This is a genomic window from bacterium (assembly GCA_035945995.1).
Lineage (GTDB): Bacteria > Sysuimicrobiota > Sysuimicrobiia > Sysuimicrobiales > Segetimicrobiaceae > DASSJF01.
This window is the reverse complement of record DASYZR010000005.1, coordinates 20,583-33,402: the sequence shown is the minus strand read 5'-3', so window position 1 is coordinate 33,402 and position 12,820 is coordinate 20,583. Positions and strand designations below refer to the sequence as shown.

The 12,820-nt window shown below is 69.9% G+C and carries 13 protein-coding genes and 1 tRNA gene; 9 read left to right on the top strand and 5 right to left on the bottom strand.

The annotated features are described in order from the left end of the window. Nucleotides 1-41 precede the first annotated feature (41 nt). A complete protein-coding gene (locus VGZ23_00345) occupies nt 42-1,130 on the bottom strand; it encodes an enolase C-terminal domain-like protein (protein HEV2356060.1) in 1,089 nt (362 codons plus the stop codon). Between the two features lie 48 nt (nt 1,131-1,178). On the opposite strand from VGZ23_00345, the gene VGZ23_00340 reads away from it, so the two are divergent. The 3 genes from VGZ23_00340 (at nt 1,179) to VGZ23_00330 (ending at nt 2,285) form a co-directional block, all read left to right on the top strand. Further along, entirely contained in the window at nt 1,179-1,451 is a 273-nt protein-coding gene (locus VGZ23_00340) for a hypothetical protein (GenBank protein HEV2356059.1), read from the top strand. After that, nucleotides 1,408-1,986 carry a DUF4337 domain-containing protein gene (locus VGZ23_00335; protein HEV2356058.1) on the top strand — a complete coding sequence of 193 codons (579 nt, stop codon included), beginning with the start codon at nt 1,408-1,410 and terminating at the stop codon, nt 1,984-1,986. The genes VGZ23_00340 and VGZ23_00335 overlap by 44 nt, the downstream gene beginning before the upstream one ends. 155 nt (nt 1,987-2,141) lie before the next feature. Beyond that, nucleotides 2,142-2,285, top strand: coding sequence for a hypothetical protein (locus tag VGZ23_00330; protein ID HEV2356057.1), 144 nt, complete (start codon nt 2,142-2,144; stop codon nt 2,283-2,285). Between the two features lie 147 nt (nt 2,286-2,432). On the opposite strand, the gene VGZ23_00325 is transcribed toward VGZ23_00330, so the two are convergent. The 3 genes from VGZ23_00325 to VGZ23_00315 all read right to left on the bottom strand — a co-directional run bounded on the left by VGZ23_00325 (nt 2,433) and on the right by VGZ23_00315 (nt 3,810). Then, nucleotides 2,433-2,849, bottom strand: a complete 417-nt coding sequence (locus VGZ23_00325; GenBank protein ID HEV2356056.1) for a DUF1634 domain-containing protein — start codon at nt 2,847-2,849, stop codon at nt 2,433-2,435. 4 nt (nt 2,850-2,853) lie between these two features. After that, nucleotides 2,854-3,678, bottom strand: coding sequence for a sulfite exporter TauE/SafE family protein (locus tag VGZ23_00320; protein ID HEV2356055.1), 825 nt, complete (start codon nt 3,676-3,678; stop codon nt 2,854-2,856). A 54-nt stretch (nt 3,679-3,732) separates the two neighbouring features. Then, nucleotides 3,733-3,810 (bottom strand) — tRNA-Glu (locus VGZ23_00315). 223 nt (nt 3,811-4,033) lie between these two features. Here VGZ23_00315 and VGZ23_00310 point away from each other — a divergent pair. Then, complete coding sequence (locus tag VGZ23_00310) at nt 4,034-4,648, top strand: hypothetical protein (protein HEV2356054.1); 615 nt, start codon at nt 4,034-4,036, stop codon at nt 4,646-4,648. On the opposite strand, the gene VGZ23_00305 is transcribed toward VGZ23_00310, so the two are convergent. Next, nucleotides 4,637-7,213 (bottom strand): AAA family ATPase, encoded by a 2,577-nt coding sequence (locus tag VGZ23_00305; protein HEV2356053.1) that lies wholly within the window; start codon nt 7,211-7,213, stop codon nt 4,637-4,639. The genes VGZ23_00310 and VGZ23_00305 overlap by 12 nt on opposite strands. Nucleotides 7,214-7,335: 122 nt before the next feature. On the opposite strand from VGZ23_00305, the gene VGZ23_00300 reads away from it, so the two are divergent. Genes VGZ23_00300 through VGZ23_00280 form a run of 5 tightly spaced genes read left to right on the top strand, consistent with a single transcriptional unit; the run spans nt 7,336 to nt 12,815 of the window. After that, nucleotides 7,336-8,679 (top strand): hypothetical protein, encoded by a 1,344-nt coding sequence (locus tag VGZ23_00300; protein HEV2356052.1) that lies wholly within the window; start codon nt 7,336-7,338, stop codon nt 8,677-8,679. Nucleotide 8,680: 1 nt separating this feature from the next. After that, nucleotides 8,681-8,983, top strand: coding sequence for a TrbC/VirB2 family protein (locus VGZ23_00295; protein HEV2356051.1), 303 nt, complete (start codon nt 8,681-8,683; stop codon nt 8,981-8,983). Between the two features lie 46 nt (nt 8,984-9,029). Next, complete coding sequence (locus VGZ23_00290) at nt 9,030-9,350, top strand: hypothetical protein (GenBank protein ID HEV2356050.1); 321 nt, start codon at nt 9,030-9,032, stop codon at nt 9,348-9,350. Between the two features lie 8 nt (nt 9,351-9,358). After that, nucleotides 9,359-11,830, top strand: a complete 2,472-nt coding sequence (locus VGZ23_00285; protein HEV2356049.1) for a TraC family protein — start codon at nt 9,359-9,361, stop codon at nt 11,828-11,830. Continuing rightward, on the top strand, nt 11,823-12,815 hold the full coding sequence (locus tag VGZ23_00280; GenBank protein HEV2356048.1) for a hypothetical protein: 993 nt from the start codon (nt 11,823-11,825) through the stop codon (nt 12,813-12,815). The genes VGZ23_00285 and VGZ23_00280 overlap by 8 nt, the downstream gene beginning before the upstream one ends. The last annotated feature ends 5 nt before the right edge of the window (nt 12,816-12,820 follow it).

Here is a 12,820-nt window from a genome sequence, read left to right as displayed (position 1 = left end):
ACTCCCCGCGTCCCGCCGTCCGGCGCGCGGTACGGCCGCGCTCAGTCCGCGAGAAACCGCTTCACGGCTTCGTCGTTCCACTCGAGGCCGATGCCGGGACGGGACGGTACCAGGGCGTGCCCGCGCTCGAGCGCGAGCGGTCTCGCGAGCAGCGGGGCCTCGAGGTCCAGGTATTCGAGCCAGTGGCGGGCGGGCGCGGCCGCGAGCAGATGGACGCTCACGTGCGGGAAGATGTGGCTCGACACCGGACGTCCGGCGGCCTCCGCGAGCGCGGCGGCGCGCAGCCAGGCTCCGACCCCCCCGATCTTCGCGACGTCCACCATCACGCAGTCCGACGCGCCCGCGGCCAGACTCCTGGCCGTGTCGCGTGGTCCCCACCAGTTCTCGCCGATTTGAATCGGCGTCCGCGCCTCGCGCGCGACCGCCGCGTGCCCCGCGTCGTCGTCCCCCTGTACCGGCTCCTCGATCCAGGCGAGGCCTTCGCCGTCGAGCGCCGCGGCGCGGCGGATCGCCTCCGGGACGGTGAGGCACTGATTGTAGTCCACCATCAGAGCCGTCCGATCGCCGGCGACGCGCCGGACCGCGCGAATCGCCGCGAGGTCCGCGGCCAGATCGCCGCTCCCGACCTTCAACTTCATCGCGATGAACCCGGCGCCGAGGGCCGCCTCCGCCTCCGCCGCGACCCGCTCCGGGTTCATGGCGCGGAGGCTGGCGTACGCCGGCACCGGCCTGGGCGCCGCGCCGAGCAGGGTGGCGAGCGGGACGCGGCAGGCCTTGGCGAGCGCGTCCCACAAGGCCATGTTCACGCCGGCGGCGGCCATGCCGGTGAGGCCCTGCGGGCCGAGGAGGCGAAAATGCCGCTGCAGTTGCCCTTCGACCACCGCGGGGATCGCCGGCTCGCCGCGGAGGAGATCCGCCAGGTTGGCCGCCAGGCGCGCCGTGGGGTGCAGCGCCGTCGTGGTATAGCAAAACACGTACCCCAGGCCGGTCACGCCTTCTTCCGTGAGGACGTCGATCAGCACGAATGGTGCCGTGCCGATCGTGCCACTCGCCGTCTCGAGCGGCGGATCGACCGGCACATTGACCGGACGCGCGCGCACATCCCGAACCGTCAACCGGGCCGCCTGCATCGTGACGCCTCCTTAGCCGTCGCCGCCCGCGCGGCCTCCGAGGGCCGGGTGGCCCTGCACGCGCTGCCGCCGGACGACGCGAGGGTGACGATCATGCTGGTGCGCCGCCGGGACGCGTTTGTGTCGGCGGCCCTCGCGCGGTTCATCGAGACCACCCGCCGGTACTTCGCCGCGCATGCGCAGGAGTGCGCGCGCGCGGCCCGGAAAAACGATCGAGTCGCGACCGCCGTCACCGGGGTCGCGCCGCGACGGAGGTCCGTCGCGGCCGGGAGGCGCAGTGGAAGAGGGGTTCGAAGTCGAGTCGAAGGGCGAGCCGGCTGAGGGCCACCCGCGCTGGCTCGTCACGGCCGTCGCGATCACGACCGCGCTGCTCGCCGTGCTGGCGGCCTATGCCAGTTTCGCCGGCGGCAAGGCGGTCCACGATTCGCTCGCCAGCCTGACGGAAGCCGCGGTGCTGCAGAACCAAGCGTCGGATCAGTGGGCGTTTTATCAGGCCAAGGGCATCAAGCGCCACGTGTTCGAAGTGCAGCGCGACGTGCTGCGCCTCCAGAGCACGCCGCGGGCCGCCGCCCTGGCGGCCCGCTACGACCGCGAAGTGACGCGGTACACCTCGGATCAGACCAAGATCAGCAAAGACGCGCAGGCGCTGGAGCGCCGCCGCGACCGCGCGCAGCAGGTCGCCGAGCGGTACGACGCGCTTCACGAACGGTTCGGCCGCGCGGTGGCGTCGTTTCAGGTCGGGATCGTGTTGTGTTCGGTCGCGGCGATCGTCCGCCGGCCGCCGCTGTTGTACGGCGGGATGATCGCCGGCGCCGCGGGCGCGGTGGTGCTGCTGCAGGCGCTCCTGCTCGGGTAGGGCCAGACCGCCGGGGCCGGACCAGGGAGAGTGGATGACGCACTGTGGTAGACTAAGCCGGGTGATGGTATGGGCGACGCGAGACGGTACAAGGTGGTGCTCGAACGGAACGATCAGGGCGGGTTCACCGTCACCGTGCCGGCCTTCCGGCCATCGTGACGCAGGGGGAGACGCAGGACGAAGCGCTCGCGAATGCAGCCGACGCCATCCACCTGTACGTGGATTCACTCCGCCATCGTAAGCTCCCCATCCCAGACGACACCGAGGTGACGATCGAGGAAGTGCGCATCCCCGCGTGACCGACAAGCTGCCGGGGGATTTGGACGGGCCAACGCTCGTTCGGGCGCTTCGGCGGCTTGGGTATGTCAGGCGCGGCGGGTAGCGTCAGCCGAGAGCGGACGAATGCTTTAGTGGCCCGGGCGCTCGCGTGGGCCGGTCCCCTCCTTTTAGATTCGTCCGATCACGGTGCCGAGCGCGAGCATGCACAGCACGATCGCGGCCAGCAGCACGTAGGTCCACTCGCGCCCGCGCGCAAACGCCACGAGCGAGACGATCACGCTCAGGACCGGCGTGACCATGAGCGTGAGGAGGCCGATGTCGGTCACGGCCGTCGGCACGTGCGCGTTGCCCTCGAAGTCGGTGAGCAGCTGATGCAGGGTGCGGGGATCGTCCTCCGCGCCGACGGGGATGCCGCGCGGGGCCAGCAGGATGACGCGGAGCCCGCGCCGCTCCACGAACAGCACCACGCCGAGCAGGATGATCGCCGCGGAGCACAGCACCCCCCAGCGCAGGATCGTGCCGAGCACCCGGCCGGTCATGTCCACCTTGCCCTGGGCCTCCGTCACCGCGAGGGGCTCGCGCACGCCGCTACACTCCCAGGCCGCGCAAGATCATCTCGATCGCGACGACGGCGAGGACCGGAACGAAAAGCTTCCGCAGCGTCGTGCTGCGCAGGCGTTCCATGACGTGCGTCCCGCCCCAGGCGCCGCCCAGCACGCCGAGCGCCACCGGCGCGGCCACCAGCGGATGGATGTCGCCGCGCGCGAAGTACACGCCCGCGCTCGCGGCGGCCGTCACGCCTATCATGAAGTTGCTGGTCGCGGTCGACACTTTCATCGGCAGGCGCATGACGACGTCGAGCGCGAGCACCTTGAACAGGCCGCTGCCGATGCCCAGCAGCCCCGACATGAGCCCCGCGCCGTACATCATGAGGGCGCCGGGGATCACGCCGGTCGCCGTGTAGGCGACGCGCCGCCCCAGCACGTGGTCGAAGTAGTCGCCGCGGAACTGCAGCCGCCCCGCCAGGGGGTCGTAGGGGACCTCGCCCGGCAGTTCGAGTTTCACCCGCTCGAGCAGCGCGACCGTCGAGTAGGCCAGCAGCAGGCCGAAGATGATGTAGAGGGCCCGGACGGGCACGTGCCCGGCGAGGAACGCGCCGGAGACGGCCCCGATCGTCGTCGCCACCTCGAGGGCGATCGCGATCCGGAGGTTGGCGATCCCACCCCGCACGTAGGCCGCGGCCGCGCCGCTGCTGGTGGCGATGACCGAGACGATGCTGGCCCCGATCGCGTACCGGATGGGCAGGCCGATGAGGAGCGTGAGGGCGGGGACGATGATGATGCCGCCCCCGAGCCCGAGCAGCGCGCCGGCGACCCCCGCAAAACTGGAAACGAGCAGTATCTCGATGAACACGCGGCCCCCCGGACCCGCGACGGCGCGGCGGCCCCAGGCCGCGCATGTGTTCGATGGTGCCCCGAGCGGGATTTGAACCCGCGTTACCGGCTTGAAGGGCCGATGTCCTAGGCCGACCTAGACGATCGGGGCCGCCCCCACATTAGCATACGACGGCGAGAGCCTGCAAAGCCGGCGGCGATCAACGGCGGGTTATGGGCACGGCGTGCCCCTGGGAAAAGATCGGGTGCGGGCCGCGGGCCGAAAAACGAACGTGTGATCGCAGGTCCCCTTATGGGATCTGGAACATTCCGCGCGAGGCCCACGTTTCGCCCGGTACACCACCGCATCAGGTTGTTTCGCAACAGGAGGATATATGTCGAGTACGACACGGGCCGCCGCCGTGCGCCTGAGGCGGCGGGCACGCCGCGCCGTCGGTCTCATTCGGCCCTGGAAGCGCGCCGCCCGCGTGACGCGGCTGCCGAAGCGCTCGTATGTCATTCGGGAGAAGTATCTCCGGAAGTTCCGCACGCTTGCGCGTCAGCTGACGGACATCCCGCTCAGCCCCGATACGACCTTTGACGGGCTGCTCAACATGGGGGAGGACGGCAACGAGATCTGGGTCGAGGCCGGCCTGCCCGAACCCGAAAAGCAGTTCACGGTCCTGCACGAGCTCGTGCACGCGCGCCGGCAGCGCGCCGGCGAAGACCTCGACGACGACGTGCTGGAAGAGCAGGTGGTCGAGTTGGAGGCCATCGCCCGCGCCAGGCGCCGGCTGCTCAACCGGATGTCGTCCGGGCTCATTCTCTGCGTGCTGCACGACTATCTGACCCGCAGCGACGCCGACGATCCCAATACGACCGGCGGCCTGCGGCGGATCTACGAGCGGATCGGGCAGTTGCTCTCGGGCTCCTGGGGACCCCGGCGGGCGGCCGCCCTTCCCAAGGTGGCCCACCGCCGCCCGGGGCCGAGCCGGCGGTCAGCGATCTGAGGCCGGGCCGCGGGACGTCCGCGGCGTGCCGGGCCCAGGCGGTTCGCCGGGGGGCGGAGGCTCGGGAGGACCGGGCGGCGGACCCGGCACCGGCGGCGGCGCCGGCGCCGCGGGGACGATGATCGTCGCCGGTGTGCCGTCCCGCCGGTCCGCGCCGGACAGCTGCAGGCTGCGCGCCAGCTGCGCCAGGCGGGCCTGGACGCGGCCGTTGATCGAGTCCGGGGGGTACTTGCCGTCGCCGTCCGGGGCCCCGGCCGCCTCGCCCGTCAGGATCTCAATGCCCTCGTCGATCGTCCGCGCGGCCCAGACGTGGAACCGGCCGGCGCGCACGGCGTCCACGACCTCGCCCCGCAGCATCAGATTGCGGATGTTCTGCTGCGGGATGAGGACGCCCTGGCCGCCGGTCAGGCCCTTCGCCTTGCAGGTGTAGTAGAAGCCCTCGATCTTCTCGTTGACGCCGCCGATCGGCTGCAGCTCGCCGCGCTGGTTGACGGAGCCGGTCGTCGCGATGCCCTGATCGATCGGCAGGCCGGAGAGCTCGCTCAGGAGCGCGTAGAGCTCCGTCGAGCTCGCGCTGTCGCCGTCGACGTCGGAGTAGAGCTGCTCGAACGTGAGCGACGCCGACAGGCTGAGGGGCGCCTGCTGGGCGAACCGGCTCGCGAGAAACGAGGCCATCACGAACACGCCCTTGCTGTGGATGCGCCCCGACATCTGCGTCTCGCGCTCGATGTTGACCACGCCGCGGGAGCCCACGAAGACCCGCGCCGTGATCCGGCTCGGCTGGCCGAACATGTAGTCCCCGAGTGCGAGCACGGAGAGCCCGTTGATCTGGCCGGCCACCCGGCCCTGCGTGTCGACCATGATCGTCCCGGTCTCGATGAGCTCCCGGATCTTCTCCTCGATCAGGTTGCTGCGGAGGACCTTCTCCTCGATCGCCCGGCGGACGTCGTCGCGCGCCGCCACGTCGCGCCCGGCCTGCGTGGCCCAGGCGGCCGCCTCGAAGACGATCTCCATGACCTCGTTGAAGCGCGTGCTGAGTTTGCCCTGCTCGCCGGCGATGCGCGTGCTGTGGTCGATGATCTCGGCCACGCCGCCCGCGTCGAACTGGCAGAGGCCGCAGCCGCGCACGATCTCGCCGACGGCCCGCGCGTACTCCCGGATGGTCTCGGGCGTGCGCTCCACCGTCACGTCGAAGTCGGCGCGGATCTTGAACAGCTCCTCGAAGTCCTCGTCCAGCGCGTAGAGCAGGTGGTAGATGTAGGGCGTGCCGACGAGGATGATCTTGAGGTCGAGCGGGACGGGATCGGGCCGCAGCGTCGCCGTGGGCAGCATACCCGCCGCTTCGCCGAGCGGCTCGATGCGGATCTCGCGGCTGCGCAGCGCGCGCTTGAGCCCCTCGTAGGCGAACGGGCTCGTCAGCACGTCGCGCGCGTGCAGGACGAGATAGCCGCCGTTCGCGAGGTGGAGCGCCCCCGGCTTGATCATCGTGAGGTCGGTCACGAGCGCGCCGAACTCGACGCGGAGCTCGGCGCGGCCGACGAGGTTGTAGTAGGTCGGGTTGGTCTCGAAGATCACCGGGGCGCCCTTCGTCTCCGCGTGGTCAACGAGCAGGTTGACCTGATAGCGGGCGAACGGATCGCGCCGCGGCATCCCGGGCAGCTGCACCTGCGGCGTCTGGCCTTCCTCGTCGCCGGTCTGCGTGATCTCGGAAAGGTGGTCCAGCATGTCCTGCTTGGCCGCGTCCAGGTACGCGGTCACGCGCGGGTGGTCCGCGTACTGGTCGCGGAGCCGGCCCACCGGCGCGTCGATCATGTACTGCGCCGTCTGCCGCTCCAGCTGGCGCAGGGCGTCGCGCCCTTCACGCTCGAGCGCCCGCACCTGCCGGAGGGCCTCCGTGACCGCGTCCCCGATTTCCCCGGTGCGCTGCTGCAACTTTGTCCGGTCGGCCTCGGGGAGCTGGTTGAAGACCTCTTCGGGAATCGGCTTGCCCTGGAGGTCGACCGGGACGGTCGCGATCCCGGTCGGGGTCCGCTGGAGCATCAGGCCCTTGGTCCGCGCCGTGGCCTCGAGGCCTTCCCAGATCTCCGCGACGCGCTGCTCGTACCGCTTCACGACCTCCGCGCGCCGGCGCTCGTAGATCTCGCTCGTGAACGCCTGGCGGAGCCCCTCGCGGATCTCGGTGATGAGCTCCTGCACGTCGTGCTGGAACTTCCGGCCGGTCCCGGACGGCAGCGAGATCGCGATCGGCTGGCTCGGCGCGGCAAAGTTGCGGACGTAGCACCAGTCCGGCGGGACCGGTCCGGTCCGCGCCGCATCCTCGACCGCGGAGCGCGTGTACGTCATGCGCCCCGTCCCGGGCGGCCCGCTCACAAAGAGGTTGTAGCCGGGCTGGTCCACCCGCAGCCCGAAGTCGAGCGCGCGCACCGCCCGCGGCTGCCCGACGAGGTGCATCGGGCCGTCGAGCTTGAGGTCGCGGGTCGTGGCAAACCCGAGGCTCGCCGGATCGCAGGTGCGGCGGAGCGCATCGGGCGGAAGGCGCCGGTCGTCCGTGAGGGGGGAACTCATTCTGCCTTCCACGTTCGTCCAAGACCATGTGTTCGCCTCTTGACGGGAATCGGGGGTGGAGTATATTGGCAGGTGCACACATCTAAACATATGTACATATCCTGACACCATGGGAGGCGGTCGTGGAAATCGCGCTCGCCCCGCACTCCGAGGCGCGGATTCGGGCGGTGCTCGGAGCTACCGTTGATCTCTCGCCGGGCGCCGTGCCGCAGGTGCTCGCGCGGCTCGCCGAAGACGCGCCGGACGTTTACTCGCAGGTGCTGAGCGAACTGTCCGGCTCCCAGATCCAGCTCGACAGCGAGCGGACTCTTCATCGGCGGCATCGGCGCGCCGCACTGCGTCGCGCGGTCTTCGGGTGGGGTGAATACGAGAGTGAAGCGGGCGACCGGCTCCTCGCCAAGCGCCGGTTGGCGGCGGCGGCGCCGATTGGGCTTGCGGCGGTCATGCTGATTGTGGGGGGATGCTCGGCGTTGCTGCATCGGTCGCACAGTGCATCGGCGGCACGGCCGGCGGCGCGTGCGTCCCGCGCAAAACCCGCTGCATTGGAGTTGGTGGCGGAGTCGATTCCGCAGCCGTCCGTGCGGCAGTCGGGGACGGAACGCCGCCGAATCGTTGGCCGGACAAAGCTATCGCACATGCCTGCGCCCCCGCCGCTCCGTCCGTCGCCGCAGTTGCCGCCCGTGCCGGCGCTGCCGCTGCCGCCCTTCCCTTTCGGCCGAGAAGCGGCAGGCGGTCCGCCGCCCGCGATCGTCTTCAACCGGGCGGTGCCGGGTGACACACGGGTGCGTGGCGCCGATAGTGCACCGGCCTCTCCCGTCGTCTATGCCCGCGATGGCGCCGCCGATGCCCCGGATTCGCCTCCGGCATGGCCGCGAATCGCCGCCGGTGTTGAGCGGCCGGGGGTGCGCAGGCCCGGCGATCGGCTGTTGGCGCGTCTCGTCACCGGAGTCGTGGTGGCGCCCGGCGCTCCGCCGGTTCCGGTTGTGGCGGAAGGTGTGACCGATGGGTCGGCGTGGCTTGGTCGAGCCGTTGCGGGACCGGACGACCGCATTCAGCTCTCGTTTCAGTCGGCGGACGCAGACGGCTCCCGGGTAGAGTTGATGCCGCCGCCCGGCAGCCTCCCCGTGCCGGGCACGGCCCCGCTCCGCGGTGTGGCGCTTGAGCCCGGTCGGCTATCGGCGGGATTGCCGGGCCGCGTCGTCATCCGCCGCCGGGCCGCGGCCGCAGCCGCGATCGGCGCCGTCTTCCAGGCGGCATCCGATTACGCCGCCGCCCTCGCACACGCCGGACAAGTTACCGTAACAGACGGCACGGAGCAGGTGTCGCTCGGCGCACCCGCTCCCGGCTGGACGTACGTGGCCGCACGTCTCGCCGAGACCTTGAGGGCGCAGGCGTCCGGGACGATTAAGACGGTCGAGATTCCCGCGGGGACGTCATGCGTGATTCTCATCACGGAGGCGCCATGAGATGCGGTACGCCGCTTGCGCGTTCGCGCTCATACTGGTGTCCGGCGTTGCCGCCCGCGCGGACGCCCAGACGCCGGGGGTACCGTCGGGTGATCTGTTCGCGCCCCTCACGAACCTCTTCAATCAGGCCGCACTGAGTCTCTCCGGCGCGTTCGGATTGGCCTACGCCACGGCCGCTCTCCTCGTGGCCGGAGCGGTTATCATCGCCGATCATCGCAACGGCATTCGCAACGCGCTGTGGGTCATCATTGGTTCTGTCGTGTTGTTCTTCGGCGGTCAAATCATCCGCATGATTCATGGCTAGAGCGCGGAGGCATTGGACGCGCCCGGCCGGCCGCGGGAGGTGAAGCATGCTGCCCCGGCACCCGGTGTACCGCAAGCTTGATGCGCCGGTTACGTTTCTTGGAGTCGAGCTGGAAGATTGGTTCGGGCTCGGTATCGCTTTCGTCGTTCTGTCCCGGCTCAGCGATCTGGTGGTGGGGCAGGCGTTCGGTTGGCCGCGGGCCGAGGCCGCGGTTTCCGTCTCCGCCACCGGCCTGTTGTTCTTCGCATGGCGGCGTGTGCGAGAACGGGCACCGCGGCATTTCCTCCGCCATCTTGTGGAGTTTCTCGGCGAGCCGAACGCCTACGTTCTGGCCGCGGACCAGGACGCCAATCCCTACGTCGGTTGAACACGCGCGTGTCGCCGCTCGAATTGCCCGGCAATCTCACGCGCGAATTGCCGTATTGGATGGTTCGAGACGGCGCGGTCATATTGCGCGACGGCAGTTACCGCCTCGGCTTCGCCGTCACCCTGCCGGGCACGGAAGTCTGGGACGCCGCGCAATTATCGCGGAGTAACGACCAATTGCGCGCGTTGCTCAATGCGGCCGTGCCGGAAGGCGAGTGCCTCCGGATTCTCCTCGAGGTTCATGACGACTGTCGGGACGTATTGCGCGCGTACTCGGCGGTCGCGGAGAGCCGGCATGACCGCGTCCGAGACCTGCACCGCCGGCGCACCGCGGCACTTGCCAAGGCGCACGATGCCGGCCGCCTCGTCAACTACCGGCTGGTGTTCGATCTCTCATACCATCCGCCGCGCCGCGCCCGCCGTTGGTGGAGATCGATCGATACGGCGACCTACCGGCTTCATCAAGTCGAGCTCCATGCGTTGCGTGAGGCCATGGTGACGCATTGCGCGCGATGCGGATTCCATGCGCGTCCGTTGGGCGATGCCGCGCTCGTGGCGACGATGTGGCGCTATTTCAACCCGGGACGAAAGCGAACCGAACAACCGCCGCCCGTGCCCACCGATCTCGACTTGGAGATTCCGAGGCATCTGCTTGCCGCCTCGCCCTCGCTGGGCCGCGGGTCGCTCCGAACCGCCGTCGTGCGTTCGGATCTGTACCGGCGCTGGGATTTTCTCTGGATGGACGGGCACGCGCATGCCGTCGTGGCCATGGACCTCCTGCCCGATCGACCGACGACGCCCAACACGGTGGTACCGTTGCTCGAGTTGCCGGGAACCTACTGGCTGATCGTCGAGGTATGGAACGATCGCAGGTCGGATCAATTGAAGCGTCTCGAACTGAAGAGCCGGTTGAGCCGTCAGGCCGTTCTGGCTCAGGACGGCGGCGATTCCAATGCCCGCGCGGTTGAACAGCAGGTCTCGAGCGCGTTGGATCTGATTCAGTTGACGAGTGAGCGGGTCGTGCGGGTCGGCGTGGCCGTTCTCGTGCAGGAGCGAAGCCCTGAAGAAGCCCGCGACGCGGCCCGCCGTGCGCTCGATGCCTTCCGGCAGATCCCCGGCGTCGACGCGCGAGTCGAGTCCGTGGCCCTCCGGCGGCAGTTCTTTCAGCTCGCGCCCTTCAGCGGGCTGCCCAACGAACGGCTGCTGCGCATGCTGACGAGCAACGCCGCCGATTTTGTCCCGTGCTCCTCTCCCTGGCGGGGCGCCGCGCGTCCGGTTTGTCTGCTCACGACGCGGGCGCATACGCTCGTCGCGCTCGACCCGTTTGATCCCCGCCTGCCTTCGTGGAACGCGATCGTGGTCGGCGAGTCCGGTGGCGGCAAGACCCATTTTGCGCTTGCCTGGCTGTCGCGTCTCCTGGCCTTGGATCCGATCGTGTTCATCGTGGACAAGGGCGGCGCGTACCGGACGTTTTGCGATGTGTACGGCGGGCAGCACGTGCATGTCGACCCCGGGGCCGACGTATCCATCAATCCGTTTGCGCTGCTTCCCGGCGAGCACGAGCCCGATACGGCGCACTTCGGACTCCTTCGCAGCCTGGTGGCGTTGATGGTCGCCGAGCCGGACGACGCGCCGGGGCGGCGCGAGATGGCGGTGATCGATACCGCCCTCCGCCAGGCCTATGCACGGGCCGCCGCCGCGCCGGTGTTTCTCCACGACGTAGTCCACACGCTCCGCACGTTCGAACAGGGGGGCGGACACGACGCCGGACCCGAGGAGTGGCGGATGGCCCGGGACATCGCGGCACGTCTTGACCTCTGGTGCGGGGACGGTCTCTACGGCCGGCTCCTGGATCGGCCGTCCACCGTCGACCTGCGCGCGGATATTGTCTGTCTCGATACCGAGGGTCTCGACGAACAGTATCCCGAGCTGGCGCCCATCGTCGCGCTTCTTGCCAACTACCTAATTTATCAGCGGGTCCGCGCGGACACGGGCCGGCTCAAATATGTGGTGAGCGACGAAACGTGGGCCGCGCTGCTCAATCGAGTCGCGGCCGAGTCGCTCGTCGGCATGTTCCGGCGTTTCCGAAAGTTCGGGGCCGGGATCATGGCGATCAGCCAGCGACTGGGAGACTTCGAGAACGAGCATGCGCGCGGCATCCTCGAAAACGCACCGCTCAAGATCCTGACCCGCGCCGCCGATGTCGACCGTGTCGCGCCGATCCTAAATCTGAACGATCAGCATCGGGCGCTCTGGAAGGGGCTGACGCAGCACCGCGGCGTCTACAACGAGGTGTTGATCCTGCTCGATCTCATGGAAGGCCGCGAGGGCGGCGTCGTTTCCGTGCGCGAGATTCCTGAAGACTACCTCATCGGTACGACCACGGCGGCAGAACGCCGCGAGCGCGACCGGCTCGCAGCCGAGATCGGCGTCTGGCCTGCGATCGAACGTCTTGCGGACCAACGGAGGCCCCATGCATAGGATTGTTGCGATCGCCGTCGTGTTGGTTTGCGCCCTGAGCGCCGCCGCCCCGGCCGGTGCGGGCGCGGTCTCCGCCCAGTCCGCGCCGATGCAGTTCCTGCCGTGGCCGCCACCGGTGCCCGCGCCGGTACCGTTTGTGACGGCGCCCCCGGCACCGGCGACCGGTCCACTCGATCCCGGCGCGCTGGCTGCGTCGCTGCATGCCGCCCTTGCGGCCTTGCAGAACGGCGTGGACCGTTTGGCGCAATGGGTCGAGCTGCTTCGTCAGGCCGCGGCCGGGACGCTTACGCGGATCGTCGTGCCCCTGCCGACGGACTCTCCGGCGGGCGCCGGGCCCGCCGACATCGTGGCGGAGCTTGCCGCGTTGCCCGAGCAATGGCGGGCGATTGTCGCAGCCGCCCTGGCCAAGGTCGGCGTGCCGGCGTCGTCCGATGGATCCAGCACACGCCGCGCCGCCGAGATCGCGGACAGCCCCGAGCTTTCCCACGAGGCGGGCACGATCGTCGCCGCAGACCAACAAGTGATCTCCGGCGCCGTCGAGCACGAAGTGGCCATTCGCGCGTCCGCCGCGGTCGCCGTAGCGGCGGTCCGGGACCCGGCGCTGCCGGCGGCCGCCGATGCCGCGCAGGCAACCGGCGACCAGCTGATCGGCGATGCGCGGGGGCTGCCCAGCGCGCGCGCCGGCATCGAATTGCTGGTTGCCGGCATGGGCGCCGGCCTACGACACCAGGCCGCGCTCAGCGTCGCCCTCGCGGATCGCATCACCGGACTGCTCCAGCAGACCGCGCAGTTGAGCGGACAGATGGGCGCACTCGCCGGCACGATCGGCGTGCTGACGGAGCGCAATCTGGAGCGGGACCGTCGCGCCCTCGATGCCCGCCTCGGCGTGGCCGATGCCGCGCGGGGCGGCGCCGCGCTCTTCCGGCAGCTGCTCGCGGGAGCGGGAGAGCCCGGCGCCGAGATTCGGCTCGATCCGCTGTACTGAAGGGC

Excerpts from the sequence above, each read along its gene's own strand:
- VGZ23_00345 (HEV2356060.1), bottom strand. The coding sequence starts at position 1,130 with ATGCAGGCGGCCCGGTTGACGGTTCGGGATGTGCGCGCGCGTCCGGTC.
- VGZ23_00310 (HEV2356054.1), top strand. The coding sequence starts at position 4,034 with ATGTCGAGTACGACACGGGCCGCCGCCGTGCGCCTGAGGCGGCGGGCA.
- VGZ23_00305 (HEV2356053.1), bottom strand. The coding sequence starts at position 7,213 with ATGAGTTCCCCCCTCACGGACGACCGGCGCCTTCCGCCCGATGCGCTC.
- VGZ23_00295 (HEV2356051.1), top strand. The coding sequence starts at position 8,681 with ATGCGGTACGCCGCTTGCGCGTTCGCGCTCATACTGGTGTCCGGCGTT.
- VGZ23_00290 (HEV2356050.1), top strand. The coding sequence starts at position 9,030 with ATGCTGCCCCGGCACCCGGTGTACCGCAAGCTTGATGCGCCGGTTACG.
- VGZ23_00280 (HEV2356048.1), top strand. The coding sequence starts at position 11,823 with ATGCATAGGATTGTTGCGATCGCCGTCGTGTTGGTTTGCGCCCTGAGC.